Origin of the sequence: Streptomyces anthophorae, assembly GCF_049310305.1 — a bacterium.
In the GTDB taxonomy this organism is placed as follows: Bacteria; Actinomycetota; Actinomycetes; order Streptomycetales; family Streptomycetaceae; genus Streptomyces.
Genome location: NZ_JBLWQQ010000001.1, coordinates 131075 through 144892, shown reverse-complemented (window position 1 = coordinate 144892; position 13818 = coordinate 131075). Strand labels below are relative to the sequence as shown.

The 13818-nt window shown below is 71.2% G+C and carries 11 protein-coding genes; 9 read left to right on the top strand and 2 right to left on the bottom strand.

Going from position 1 to position 13818, the window contains the following annotated elements; genetic code table 11:
* Positions 1-20: 20 nt before the first annotated feature.
* Complete coding sequence (gene pdxR / locus ACNYS0_RS00580) at positions 21-1493, bottom strand: MocR-like pyridoxine biosynthesis transcription factor PdxR (protein WP_422470611.1); 1473 nt, start codon at positions 1491-1493, stop codon at positions 21-23.
* Positions 1494-1746: 253 nt separating this feature from the next.
* On the opposite strand from pdxR, the gene ald reads away from it, so the two are divergent.
* The 8 genes from ald to ACNYS0_RS00540 all read left to right on the top strand — a co-directional run bounded on the left by ald (position 1747) and on the right by ACNYS0_RS00540 (position 11669).
* On the top strand, positions 1747-2862 hold the full coding sequence (gene ald / locus ACNYS0_RS00575; RefSeq protein WP_422470610.1) for an alanine dehydrogenase: 1116 nt from the start codon (positions 1747-1749) through the stop codon (positions 2860-2862).
* 29 nt (positions 2863-2891) lie between these two features.
* Positions 2892-4259 carry an aspartate aminotransferase family protein gene (locus ACNYS0_RS00570; RefSeq protein ID WP_422470609.1) on the top strand — a complete coding sequence of 456 codons (1368 nt, stop codon included), beginning with the start codon at positions 2892-2894 and terminating at the stop codon, positions 4257-4259.
* Between the two features lie 151 nt (positions 4260-4410).
* Positions 4411-5853, top strand: a complete 1443-nt coding sequence (locus ACNYS0_RS00565; RefSeq protein ID WP_422470608.1) for an amino acid permease — start codon at positions 4411-4413, stop codon at positions 5851-5853.
* A 17-nt stretch (positions 5854-5870) separates the two neighbouring features.
* The gene (locus tag ACNYS0_RS00560) at positions 5871-6179 is read left to right on the top strand and encodes a hypothetical protein (RefSeq protein ID WP_422470607.1); all 309 of its coding nucleotides are present in this window, start codon (positions 5871-5873) and stop codon (positions 6177-6179) included.
* 169 nt (positions 6180-6348) lie between these two features.
* Entirely contained in the window at positions 6349-7794 is a 1446-nt protein-coding gene (locus ACNYS0_RS00555) for a CehA/McbA family metallohydrolase (protein WP_422470606.1), read from the top strand.
* Entirely contained in the window at positions 7791-8795 is a 1005-nt protein-coding gene (locus tag ACNYS0_RS00550) for an extracellular solute-binding protein (RefSeq protein WP_422470605.1), read from the top strand. Before ACNYS0_RS00555 ends, ACNYS0_RS00550 begins: the two co-directional genes overlap by 4 nt.
* 21 nt (positions 8796-8816) lie before the next feature.
* Positions 8817-10508 (top strand): ABC transporter permease, encoded by a 1692-nt coding sequence (locus ACNYS0_RS00545; protein ID WP_422470604.1) that lies wholly within the window; start codon positions 8817-8819, stop codon positions 10506-10508.
* Positions 10509-10523: 15 nt separating this feature from the next.
* Positions 10524-11669 carry an ABC transporter ATP-binding protein gene (locus ACNYS0_RS00540; RefSeq protein WP_422470603.1) on the top strand — a complete coding sequence of 382 codons (1146 nt, stop codon included), beginning with the start codon at positions 10524-10526 and terminating at the stop codon, positions 11667-11669.
* Here the strand turns inward: ACNYS0_RS00540 and ACNYS0_RS00535 are convergent.
* A complete protein-coding gene (locus tag ACNYS0_RS00535) occupies positions 11614-12303 on the bottom strand; it encodes a FadR/GntR family transcriptional regulator (RefSeq protein ID WP_422470602.1) in 690 nt (229 codons plus the stop codon). The genes ACNYS0_RS00540 and ACNYS0_RS00535 overlap by 56 nt on opposite strands.
* Positions 12304-12478: 175 nt before the next feature.
* On the opposite strand from ACNYS0_RS00535, the gene ACNYS0_RS00530 reads away from it, so the two are divergent.
* A complete protein-coding gene (locus tag ACNYS0_RS00530) occupies positions 12479-13645 on the top strand; it encodes an aminotransferase class V-fold PLP-dependent enzyme (protein WP_422470601.1) in 1167 nt (388 codons plus the stop codon).
* The last annotated feature ends 173 nt before the right edge of the window (positions 13646-13818 follow it).

Here is a 13818-nt window from a genome sequence, read left to right as displayed (position 1 = left end):
CGACGGCGGCTGGCCGAGCCTCACCCCGGCGGCAGCAACTCCCGCACCACGTCTCCGAGAACCGCGATCCCCGGCTCGATGACGTCGGCACGCGGCGCCGCGAACCCGATCCGGAAGTGCCGCAGCGCGTCGCGGTCCGGGCCCTCCAGGAAAAAGATGTCACCGCGCTCGATCAGCACACCCCGTTCGCGGGCACGCCGCACCAGCTCCCGGCAGTCGAGCCCCCGCGGCCCGGACATCCACAGGCTCACCCCGCCCGGCGCCGGTGAACTCGGCCACGGTAGCGAGGTGTTCACCGCGTCCCGCATGAGCCGCCACTTCCTCCCCAGACGCGCCCGGCTGCGCCGCACCGCCCACTGATAGTCGCCCGACTCGATCATCAGGCCCAGGGCCCGCTGGAGATGGCCGGAAGGATGGCGCACCGAATAGCGGCGCAACTCCCGCAGATGCGTGACGAGTTCGGCGGAGCCGACGAGATATCCCAGCCTGAGCCCGGGCGCGAGGAACTTGGAGAACGTGCCCAGGTACACCACCTGGCCCGTGGTGTCCTGCGACTTGAGCGCGGGCGTCGGACTGCCCTCGTAACGGAACTCGCTGTCGTAGTCGTCCTCCACGACGACGGTTCCCGCACCCCTGGCCGCCGCGAGCAGCGCACGTCGTCGCGCCGGACCCAACGTCACATTCGTCGGATGATGGTGACTGGGCGTCACATGCAGCAGGTCGGCCCCGCGCAGCGTGTCCGGCGGACACAGGCCGTCCGCGTCGACCGGCAGCGGGTGCAGTCGCGCCCCGGCCCGCAGGAAGATGTGCCGCGCGTCCAGATATCCGGGATCCTCCACCGCGGCCACCGAATCGGGCCCGAGCAGTGCCCGCCCGAGCAGATCGAGCCCCTGCTGCGAGCCGATGGTGACCAGCACCTCGTCCGCCTCCGCCGCCACGCCGCGTGCGGGCAGCAGATGCGAACGGACCATCTCCACCAGCAAGGGATCGTCGTCCGCCACGCAGTCCTGCAACGACCAGGCGGCGTGCGGCCGGTCGAGCGCCCGGTTCAGGGCGCGCGCCCAGGCACGTGCCGGGAAGGCCCGCGTGTCGACCTGCCCGGCGGGAAACGGAAACGGGTAGCGCGCCCAGTCGTGATGCTTCTCGATGTGCGGAAGCCGGTCCCCTTCGCGCCCGCGCAGCCGTCCCGACCAGTCGAAGGCGTCCTCCCGCGAGGGCGCGGGATCCGGCTCGGGGCGCTGCGGCATCCGCGGATTGACGAAGAGACCCGACCGGGCCCGGCTCTCCACGAACCCCTCGGCCACCAGCTCCTCGTAGGCGGCCGTCACCGTGTTCCGGGACACCCCCAGCTCCTGGGCGAGCAGCCGCGAGGACGGCAGTCGGCCGCCCGCGTCGAGCCGCCCCGACGCGATGCCGTGCTCGATGGCCTGCCGCACCTGCCGGTACAGCGGCTCCCCGCGGCCCCGCTCGATCTCGATCAACGTACGTGGCATGTACCGCCTCCGTCTCGCCGTCGGCCTGGCACCCTCAGCGTGCACGCAACTGGACCTGTTGCGGTCGCCGCCTCGTTCGGCACGGTAGCCGTGGTGGCCCCGGCGCACGAGAGCGCCCGTCGGACGCCACTCACCACGCAGGCTCTGCCCAGCCGTCGCTGCCTCCACCCCAACTCGTGTCGAGCGCGCAAGACCACGCCTGTCGCACCGCGTCCGCGCCGCCATCAGGGCCGGACCAGAGGGGAGTCGAACCGTGAGGATCGGTATTCCGCGGGAAGTCAAGAACAACGAGTTCCGCGTCGCCCTGACCCCGGCGGGGGTCCACGAACTGACCGCACACGGCCACACCGTCACCGTCGAAGCGGACGCGGGAGCCGGTTCCGCGCTGCCCGACGCAGATTACGCCGAGGCCGGCGCCCGGGTCCTGCCACGGGCCGACGACGTGTGGGCCGGGGCCGACCTGGTCCTCAAGGTCAAGGAGCCGGTGGCCGAGGAGTACCACCGGCTCGGCCGGGACCAAGTGCTCTTCACCTACCTCCACCTCGCCGCGTCCCGTGCCTGCACCCAGGCGCTGCTCGACGCGGGCACCACCGGCGTCGCCTATGAGACGGTGCAGGCGGCGGACGGTTCGCTGCCGCTGCTCTTCCCGATGTCCGAGGTCGCGGGGCGGCTCGCGCCGCAGGTCGGGTCGTACCACCTGATGCGGGGCGGCGGCGGGCGCGGCGTCCTGACCGGTGGTGTCTCCGGCACCCGACCGGCCCGCGTCGTCGTCATCGGCGCCGGAGTCGCGGGCATGAACGCGGTCGCCGTCGCCACCGGCATGTGGGCGGACGTCGTGCTGCTCGACACCGACCTGAACAAGCTGCGCGCCGCCGACCGGATGTACCAGGGCCGCATCACGACCCTCGCCTCCAACCGGCTCGCCCTCGAACAGGCCGTGCTCGAGGCCGACCTGGTGATCGGGGCCGTCCTCGTCCCCGGTGCCAAGGCACCCCGCCTCGTGAGCAACGACCTGGTCGCCCGCATGAAGCCCGGCGCCGTGCTCGTCGACATCTCCGTCGACCAGGGCGGCTGCTTCGAGGACACCCGGCCCACCACCCACGCCGACCCCGTGTACCGGGTCCACGACACCCTCTTCTACTGCGTGGCCAACATGCCCGGCGCCGTCCCGCACACCTCGACCCACGCCCTCACCAACGCCACGCTGCCCTACGTCCAGGCCATCGCCGACCACGGACTGCGCGCCGCGGCGGCCGCCGACCCGGCGCTGAAGCGGGGCATCAACACGCTCGGCGGGCGGCTCACCTACCGCCCGGTCGCCGAGGCCCACGACATGAAGCACGTCGACGTCGACCAAGCCCTGCTGTGACCGCGAACGTGACTGCGAAGGAGCGCACCGTGCCCCAGGACCCCACCCTGCATGCCAAGGCCCAGCGTCACCTCGGCCCGCACTTCACCCGCAAGGACAACTGGTACGACACTCCGCCGCCGGTCTACGTACGCGGTGAGGGCTGCTACCTCTACGACGACGAGGGCAGGCGCCACCTCGACGGTCTCTCCGGGCTGTTCTGCGTGAACATCGGCCACGGCCGCGGCGACGTGGTCGCCGCCGGTGCCAAGCAGATGGAGACCCTCGCGTACTCCACCAACTGGGGCGCGGCCCACCCGCCCGCCATCGAGGCGGCGAGCGTGATCGCCGAACTCGCTCCCGGGGACCTGGACGTGACGTACTTCGTGAACTCCGGTTCGGAGGCGGTCGAGACGGCGATCAAGTTCGCCCGCCAGTACCACCGCTCGCAGGGGCAGCCGGAACGCACGAAGATCATCAGCCGGTCGATGGCGTACCACGGTGTCACCCTTGGCGCCCTGTCCGTCACCGGTCTGCCCAAGATCCGCGACCCGTTCGGCCCGCTTCTGCCGGGTGTCCGTCACGTCCCCAACACCCTTGGATTCACCGGGGATTGCGGACCTGCGGCGGAACTCGACTGCGTCCGGGCGATAGAGCGGGCCATCGCGGAGGAAGGCCCGGAGACGATCGCCGCGGTCTTCGCCGAACCCGTGCAGAACGGCCGCGGCGCCCTCGTCCCGCCCGAAGGCTACTGGCGCGAACTGCGCCGCATCTGCGACGAGCACGGCATCCTGCTCGTCGCCGACGAGGTCATCTGCTCCTTCGGCCGGCTCGGCCACTGGTTCGGCAGCGCCGCCGAAGGCATCGTCCCCGACCTGATCACGTTCGCCAAGGGAGCCACGTCGGGGTACGCCCCGCTCGGTGGCGCCATCGTCCGCGAGCCCCTGGTGCGCGGCCTGTACGACTCGCCGCTCGGCGGCACCTTCACCCACGGCGCGACCTGGGGAGGACACCCGGTGTCCACGGCAGTCGCGGTCGCCAACATCGGTGCCATGCGCGACGAGAACATCCCCGGCAACGTACGGGACCTCGGCCCGGCCCTGCGGGCCGGACTCGACGAGATCGCGGCACGCCACCCGGTCGTCTCCGACGTCCGCGGCACCGGCTTCTTCCACGCGGTCGAGTTCACGGCCGACCGGGACAGCGGCCGTGAACTGACCGAGGACCAGTCGACGCGCATCCTGCGCGAGGTGCTCCCGGACGCGATGCGCCGCACCGGCGTGATCCTGCGGCCCGACGACCGCGGCGCGACGATGCTGATGGTTGCTCCGCCGCTGGTCGCGGACCGGACGGTGCTCGGCGAACTCCTCGAAGGCGTCGACGAGATGGTGGCCTCGGTCGCCCGCGCCGTGGCCTGACACGCCGTTCGTTTCGACCGTGTGAACGGTTCGTTGAACGCACCCGGCCGGGCCTTCGGGTGTGCCAAGACTGTCCGTCGGCGCCGCATGATCATCACGTCGCGGCGCCGCCGGGCAGGCCCACGCCAGACGTACGGAGAAAGAGGCGGACGTGACCGACACCAGCGACAGAACCCTGCGGGACGACGGCGGCGCGACCGAACCCTCCGGCGGCCCCGGCCTGCGCAGCGCCCTCAAACAGCGCCACATGACCCTGATCGCGATCGGCGGTGTCATCGGCGCGGGTCTTTTCGTCGGCAGCCGCGTCGTCATCCAGGACACAGGACCCGCCGCCGTGATCTCCTTCGCGCTCGCCGGCGGCCTGGTCATCCTCGTGATGCGGATGCTCGGCGAAATGGCGGTGGCGCGCCCGGCCGTCGGCTCCTTCCACGCCTACGCACGCCTCGCCCTCGGGCCGATGGGCAGCTTCACCATCGGCTGGCTGTACTGGTACTTCTGGGTCAACGTCGTGGCACTCGAAGCCGTCGCGGGCGCCGAACTCGTCCGCGCCTGGCTCCCCGGCCTCCCGCTCTGGACGATCAGCCTCGCCCTGATGCTGATCCTGACGGCGGTCAACATGCTGTCGGTGAAGACCTTCGGCGAGTTCGAGTACTGGTTCTCGTCGATCAAGGTGGCCGCGATCACGGTGTTCCTGGTCGTGGGCCTCGTCTTCGTGGTCGGCCTGTGGCCGGGGGCGCACGACGCGGTCGGCGTCGACAACCTGACCGCGCACGGCGGCTTCCTGCCGATGGGAGTGGGACCGGTCCTCACGTCCATCATCCCGGCGGTCGGCTTCTTCACCGGTGCCGAGATCGCCGCGCTCGCCGCGGCCGAATCCGCCGAACCCGGCCGCAACGTCGCACGGGCCACCCGCTCCGTCGTCCTGCGCGTCCTGCTCTTCTACGTCGGCTCGATCTTCCTGGTCGTCGCGATCGTCCCGTGGAGCTCGGACAAGCTGAACGGCGGCCCGTACATCGCGGCCCTCCAGGAGATCGGCATCCCCGGCGCGGACACGATGATGCGCATCCTGATCCTGATCGCGGTCCTCTCCTCGCTCAACGCGGGCCTGTACTCGGCGTCCCGCATCGTCTTCGCCCTGACACGCGAGGGCGAGGCACCCCGCGGCCTCACGAAACTCAGCCGCAGCGGAGTCCCGCGCCGGGCCATCCTCCTGGCCACGGTCCTCGGCTACGTGGCCGTGGTCTTCGCCTACGTCTCACCGGACACCGTCTTCTCCTTCATCGTGCACTCCTACGGAGCGGTCGCCCTCTTCGTCTACCTCCTGGTGGCCCTCTCCCAACTCCGCCTCCGCAAGCGCCTGGAACGCGAGGACCCCGACTCCCTGACCCTGAAGATGTGGGGCTACCCGTACCTGAGCTGGTTCACGATCGGCGCGATGGTCGTCGTCATCGCCGCGATGGCGATCCTCCCGGCCACCCGCGCGGACTTCGCCGCCAGCCTGCTCACGGTCGTGGTCGTCCTGGCCTCCTACGCCCTCCTGCGCAGGCGCCGCCGCGCGCAGGCGGAAGCGGGGCTTGACCTCAAGTCCGATTGAGCTTCTAGGTTCGCCCCATGAAGACACTGGTGCTGGGAAGGACGCCCGCCAGGGTGACCGAGGTGCTGTCCACGCTGCACGCGGACGGCTTCGAGGCAGAGGGGGTGAGCACGGACGACGAGGCGCGGGGACTCCTCGAAACCGGGCAGTTCACGGTGCTGATCATCGGAGGCGGGGTGGGGCCGGAATCCCGTGTGGCACTCAAGGAGTTCGCGGCGGAGCACGGGGTGGGCCGGGTGATCGACGGCGCGCTGACGGCACCGTTCGACGCCTACGTGCGGCGGGAGTTCGAGCCGCTGATCCGCGAGGCCGCTGCCTCCTCGTGACGGCGGGGCCGCACCACCTGGCCCGGCGAGCAATCCTGCTCACTCGCTGGCGCTTCACGACGAAGCATGCTCAACTGTGCGCACGTTCTTGCAAGTTGGTGAGCGAGTCTGCGCAGCCTGGGTGATCGGCCGGGGCAGGCGGGGCTCGCGGGCGCTTCAAGGAGGCCGGGTGAGCAGCCGCCGTGTTCTGCGGGAGACCCGCACCATCGACCCCGCGTCGATCACGGAGCAGTATCTGGACCGTGACCTCGTCCTCCCGGAGGGCGTGGGCACTCTCCGCGTCGAGCTGGACTTCGAGAAGGTCACCGACTGCTTCCAGCTCTACGCGGCCGCCCTCGACCCCGCCGGGTTCCTGCGCGGACATGTGCAGTGCCCCGGCGACCCCGGGCCCCGCCGGCTGTCCTTCGAGGTGGGGGAGGAGCACGCCGATCCCGGATGCCACGCGGGCCCGCTACCTTCCGGGAACTGGACCATCCGCATCGACCTCGACCGGTTCACACAGGGCGGGAGCTACGAGCTGCGGGTGTACGTGGCCGATGCGGATACGCGTGCCTCAACACGCCTCGTACGCCGACGGGTCGAGACGACGGAACCGGTTCCGGAGGCGCCCGCCACCTGGCTCCGCGGTGAGCTCCACTCGCACTCCCTGCACAGCGACGGGTCCGCTGACCTCCCCGCCCTCCTCGACGCCGCACGCGCCGCCGGGCTCGACTTCCTCGCCGTCAGCGACCACTTCACGTCGAGTCACTGGGCGGAACTCGAGCGCCTGGAGGAGCAGGGGGCGGCCGACGGCCTTGTCCTCCTCCGCTCCATCGAGCTGACCTCGCACTTCGGCCACGCGAACCTGCACGGACTCTCCCGCTGGCCCGGCACCTACGTCGACGCCGACGGCTGGGACTTCGCGGACGCCGCCCGAGAGGTGCACGCCCAGGACGGGCTCGTGGGCATCAACCATCCCTTCAGCGGCCGCCAGGCGTGGCGCAGGGACGACCACACCTGGGACGACGTCGACCTCCTGGAGATCGACAACTTCGGGCAGGGCGCCAACAACGACGCGGCCGTCGGACTGTGGGACCGGCTCCTCGTCTCGGGACACCGCGTCACCGGCGTCGCCGGCACCGACTGCCACCACCCGCAGAAACCCGAACACCGGCTGGGCCAGGTCACCACCGTCGTACGGGCCGAGCGCAGCCGCGAGGGCATCCTCGGCGCGCTGCGGGCGGGCGAGGCATATGTGTCGCGCGGGGCCGGGCTGCGGCTCTCCGCCCGGACCGACAGCGGGGAGTGCGGGATGGGCGGAACCGTGCCCATGGCCCCGGGCGGGCCCGTCCACCTCGACGTGGAGATCGACACACCTCGCCCCGCCGTGCTGTTCATCCTGCGCGGCGGACTGCTCTGGCACATGGAACCGGTGGCGGCCGACGGGCCCACGCGCGTCCGCGTGAGCGACCCGCGCCCGCTCCCCGGCCCGTACCGCGCCGAGCTGCACGCCTCCAGCGACGACCCGTACTTCTGGGCCTCGTGCAACCGCTCGCACGCTTCCTCGCTCGCCGTCTCCAACCCCGTGTGGGTCGCCGCCACGACCTCGCGGGAAGCAGAAAGGCACTCCGCATGAGATCCGTACGTGTCTGTGTCCTCGCCGTCACCGCGCTCGCCCTCACCGCCTGCGGCTCCGTCGTCGGCGGGCAGAAGTCCGGCGACAGCAAGGGACTCGTCGTCTACACCTCCTCCGGGCCCGAGGTGACCGGCCCCATCGTGAAGGCCTTCGAGAAGGCCCACCCGGACATCAAGGTGACGCTCACCGCGATCTCCGGCACCGGCCCGCTGATGAGCCGCATCCAGGGCGAGAAGGCCAACCCGCTCGGCGACGTCGCCTGGGGCGGCTCCATCGAGAACTACAAGGCCGTCGCGGGCAAGGGCATCTGGGCGTCCGCCCGACTCGACCAGGACGAGCACATGGTGGCGACCGACCCCAAGCACCAGTGGCACGCCACCGACCTGCTCTACCAGGCCATCGCCGTCAACACCGACCGAGTCAAGGACCCGGCCGACTACCCGAGGACGATGGACGACCTCGCCGACCCGAAATGGAAGAAGCGGGGCGGCATCGGCTTCGCCAACCCCCGCTCCTCCGGGACCGGTTACTCGGTCCTCGCTGCCATGGTGAGCAAGTACGGCTGGGACTACGTCGACAGGTTCCTCCCCAACGCCAAGGTCACCGACAGCAGCGACGCCATGTTCAAGGGCGTACGAAACGGCGAGTTTCCCGTGGCCTTCATCAACGAGGACCTGGGTAACGCCTGGGTGAAGGCCAAGGCGCCGCTCAAGCTGATCTATCCGACCGACGTGGTCTCCAACCAGATCGGCGCCGCGGCCGTCATCAAGGACGCGCCCCACACCGCCAACGCGAAGACCTTCGTCGACTACCTGATGTCCGCCGAGGGACAGAAGGTCATGAGCGACGCCGTCGGCCGCCGCTCCGCCCGCACCGACCTGCCCGCGCCCGCAGGGCTCGCCGAGGGCAAGAGCCTGCATCTGGCCAAGTCGCCCGAGGAGTTCGTGAACGAGCAGCCGAAGGTGCTCGACAAGTTCGACGCCGCGTCGGGCGCCAAGTAGCGGCGGGGCCCGGAACGCCATATGACCACGACCGACACCCGGCCCGAGGAGCGGACCACGGCCGCCGCCGGACGGCCACGCCGCTGCCCCGGCATCTGGGTCCTCATCGCCGTCCTGCTCACCCTGCTGCTGCTCGCCATCGTCGTGCTGCCCCAACTGCGCATCGTGACGGCGGCGTTCAGCGACGGGCACGGCGGGGCGACCCTCGCGCACTTCGCCGAGTTCTTCACCACCGCCCGCTTCACCGAGGCCCTGTGGCACTCGGTGGTGGTGTCCCTCGCCGCCGGGCTGCTGTCCTGCCTGGTGGGGATTCCGGCGGCGTATCTGCTCGCCCAGTACGACCTGCCGCGCCGCGGCCTCTTCCTCACCCTCGCGACGATGGCGACCGTCTCGCCGCCGTTCCTCGGCGCCTACGCCTGGGTCATGCTCCTTGGGCGCGGCGGCATCCTCACCGATGTCCTCCCGCTGCCGTTCGACACCATCATCGGGCCGGGCGGCATCGTCTGGGTCACCATCTGGGCCACCCAGTCGATGACGTTCCTGATCGCCTACGACACCTTCCGGTCCATCGACCCGAGCCTCGACGAGGCCGCCGCAAGCGTGGGCAGCAACCCGTGGCGCACCCGGCTGCGCATCGTCCTGCCGCTCGCCGTTCCGGCCCTCGTCACCGGCTTCTACACCGCCGCGATGAAGATCTTCGCGGACTTCGGGACCCCGCTCATCATCGGCGGCGGCTTCCGCATGCTCCCGGTGCAGGTCTACAACGAGTTCCTCAGCGAGGTCAGCACCAATCCTGCCCTCGCCTCCTCCGCCAGCCTCGTCATGCTCGCGGTCGCAGGAGCCACCCTCGCCGTGCAGCAATGGGCGCTGCGGCGCAGGACCTACGCGTCGGTGGGCGTGCGCACCCGGCCGCTCCAGCCGGTCGGCCGGGCCCAGAAGCTCCTCATGACCGGCTGGCTCTGCCTCGTCTTCTTCCTGTCCTTCGTGCCGCACCTGGTCGTCATCGGGACCAGCTTCCTGACCTGGCAGACCGGCATCCTGACCTGGACGCCCACCCTCGCCAACTACCGGCAGCTGTTCGCCGAGGACCTGGGCACCATCCTCACCAGCTTCGTCCTCGCCGGCATCGGCTGCGTGCTGTGCGTCCTCGTCGGCGTCCTGACCGCGTACATCACGGTGCGCCGCCGCTACCGGGTCCTCGCCCCGGCGCTGAACGTCATGGTGATGATCCCGTACATCCTCCCGGGCACCGTCCTCGCCATCGGCCTCATCCTGAGCTTCAACAGCGCGCCGCTCATCCTCACCGGGACGGCGACCATCATCGTGCTCGTCTATCTGACCAGGCGCCTGCCGTACTTCATGAAGTCGGTCGAGGCCGCCATGACCCAGGTGCACCCGGCCCTCGAAGAAGCGGCGATCAGCGTCGGCGCCAAGCCGCTGCGGGCGTTCCGGCAGGCGACGCTGCCCGCGATCCGGCCGGCCGTGGTCTCCGGCGGCACCGTCGCCTTCCTCCAGATGATCACCGAACTCAGCGCCACGATCATGGTGTACGCGGTCCCCTTCGTCACGATGACCGTCGTGATCTTCAACAACGCGGTGCAGCCCGGCAGTCCGTTCGGCGTCGCCTCCGCGATGACCGTCGTCCTGATGGTCAGCGTCTACGTGCCCCTGTACTTCGTCCGGCGCCGCTTCTCCGAACTCAGAACCTCGTGACGGGACCCACCCACCATGGCCACAGACCTGCCCGCATCCGGCGCCTCCGTGGGCGTCACCATCTCCGGTGTCCGCAAGCAGTTCCCCAAGCACCTGGCGCTCGACGGCATCGACCTGTCCGTCCCCGCCGGGTCCTTCACCACCCTGCTGGGACCCTCCGGCTGCGGGAAGACGACGCTGCTGCGCATCCTCGCCGGGTTCGAGACGGCGACCAGCGGTTCGGTGAGCTTCGGGGACCGTGACGTGGCGACCGTTCCGGCGTGGAAGCGCGACGTCGGATTCGTGTTCCAGAACTACGCGCTGTGGCCGCAGATGCGGGTGAGCGAGAACGTCGCGTACGGCCTGAAACTCCGCAAGCTGCCGAAGGCGGAGATCGCCCGCCGCGTGCACGGGGCCCTCGACCAGGTCGGCCTCGCCCGGCGCGCCGACGCCTTCCCGGGCCAGCTCTCCGGTGGTCAGCAGCAACGCGTCGCGATGGCCCGCGCCCTGGCGCTGCGCCCGACCGTCCTGCTGCTCGACGAGCCGCTGTCCAACCTCGACGCGAAGATGCGCGTCGACATGCGCCACGAACTGCTCACCCTGCAACGCGAGGCCGGGATCACCGCCGTCTACGTCACCCATGACCAGGAGGAGGCACTGGAGATGTCCGACGTCGTCGCGGTCATGAACGACGGCCGCATCGAACAGGTGGGTTCGCCGTCCGACATCTATGAGCGTCCCGCGACCTCCTTCGTGGCGTCCTTCGTCGGCCAGGTCACGCTGCTCGCGGGCCGGCGCACGCCGACGGGCTTCGTGCCCGAACTGCCGTCCGCGCAGCCATTGAGCGGCATGGCCGAGACGGTGCAGGGCACGTACGACTCCGGGCCCTGCCAACTGGCACTGCGCCCGGAGGACATCACCGTGGTCGAACCCGGGCACGGCGAGTGTCACTGGGAGGGCACCCTTGAGCGCACCACGTACCACGGCAGGGGCCGCACCAGTTCGGTCCGCCTCGCCGACGGGACCCGCTGCCTGGTCGCCCATCGTGCGCCGCTGACGGCCCGCCCCGGTGACACGGTCGGGCTCCGCGCGCTCGGCGGCTGCCTGGTCCCGCTGGAGCGCCGCGTCAGCCCGGTTCCGGCGCAGGGCGCAACTGCCGCAGCCAGCTCTCCGTCCGGGTGAGGTGCGCGCCCGCCGCCGCTGCCGCCGCGGTGGGGTCGTGGGCGGCCAGCGCGTCGATGAGCGCCTCGTGGCCCTGGTCGCTCGCGGCGCGGACCGCGGCGCCCTGCGCGGAGCCGTACACGTTGTAGTGGCGGCCCCGGGAGCGCAGGACACCGGCGAGCGCGGCCAGGGTCTCATTGCCGGAGGCCTCGCAGATCGTGGTGTGGAACGCGTGGTCCAGGTCGTGGAGCTCCTGCTCGTCCCCGGTCGCGCTCAGCCGCGCCTGGAGCTCCCGCAGCCGCGCTACCACCCGCTCGTCCGCACGGGCCGCCGCGAGCGCGGCCGCGTGGCACTCCACGGCGCGGCGCGTGTCGAAGAGTTCCAGAATGCCGTCGAGGGGCAGTACGTCGACCGTCGCGGCGAAGCCCGCCAGCATGTGTGCCGGACGCAGGGCGGAGACGAACGTGCCCGAGCCGTGCCGGGGTTCGAGCATCCCGAGCGCCGCGAGCGAGCGCACCGCCTCGCGCAGTGAACCGCGTGACACCCCGAGCCGGGCGCACAGCTCGGGTTCCGGCGGCAGCTGCGCGCCCGGAGCCAGTTCACCGCTCGCGATCATCGCCCGCAGCCCGGCCGCCGCCGTGTCCGTGGCCGTCATCGCCCCGCCCCTTCGTCCTCGCCCAGCCCGAGAAGTCATCCGATGAATCCGGCAGTGGGACGCGAGAAGAGATCTCGCGATTCACAACTGCCCCTGTTCAGTGAGCAAGTTACCGCTTACGGTCCTGCGAGTACGACTCGACCGGACACAGTCATCGGATGACTCGCGGAGTGACATGTCTTCTCACCCCCTCGACGCCTGGGCACTCGACCCCGACGTACGCCACCTCAACCACGGCTCCTTCGGCGCCGTGCCCCGTGTCACCCTCGACGAGCTGCGGGCGCTGCGCACGGAGATGGAGGCCAATCCGTGCCGGTGGTTCCGCGGACTCCCGGAGCGCGTGGCGCGGGCCCGAGCGGACATCGCCGGGTACCTGCGCGCCGCCCCGGACACCGTCGCGCTCGTGCCCAACGCCAGCTCCGGGGTCAGTACGGTGCTGGGATCGCTCGAACTGGAGCCGGGCAGCGAGGTGTTGCTGACGGACCATTCCTACGGCGCCGTGACCATGGGGGTGACACGGGCCGCCGAGCGTGCGGGCGCGCACGTCAGGACCCTGCACATCCCGCTCGACGCGACAGCCGCGCAGATCGCCGCCGTCTTCGCCGATGCCCTCGGTGACACCGGCGCGCCGACCTCCCTCGTGGTCGTCGACCAGATCACCTCCGCCACCGCCCGGCTCTTCCCGGTCGCCGAGATCGCCGCGCACGCCCACGCGGCAGGCGCCCTCGTCCTCGTCGACGGGGCCCACGCCCCGGGCATGCTCGCCGACCCCCTCGCCGACGCGGGCGAGGCCGACTTCTGGGTGGGCAACCTGCACAAGTGGCCCTGCGCGCCCCGCGGCACGGCGGCCCTCGTGGCACGCGGCGACCGGGCGCAACGGCTGCACCCGCTGACCGACTCCTGGGGCGCGCCCTACCCGTTCCCCGAGCGCTTCGACCAGCAGGGCACGGTGGACCTCGCCCCGTGGCTCGCGGCGCCGCGCTCCCTGGCATTCATCGAGGAGGAGTTCGGCTGGGACGCCGCGCGCCGCCACATGGTCGAACTGGCGGGGGAGGCGCAGCAGTTGCTCGCGGACGCCCTGGGCGCGGACACCGCGCCGGTCGGCGGCAGCCCGGCCCCGGCCATGCGTCTCGTGCCGCTGCCCGAGGGCGCGGCGGCCGACCAGGAGGCCGCCCACGCGCTGGGACGTCGCCTCGCCGACGCGATCGGCTGCGAGACGGCCGTCACGACCTGGAACGGCCGCGGCTTCCTCCGCCTGTCCGCCCACCTCTACAACGACCGCAAGGACTACGCGTACCTGGCCGACCAACTGCCGACGGTGCTGGCGGGGACCACCGCGTAAGCCACGTGTCATGGCCCGTGGCACCCGCCGAACCGCGGTGGGTGCCACGGGCGTCGGCGTCCGTGCCCGTCCGCGGCGCCCGCCGACACCCCGTCACTTCGTGCGGGAACACCACGTCAGGCCCCCTCCCCAAGATTCGCCCCGCCGCGCCCATTGACGCCCCTGGCGTCCGA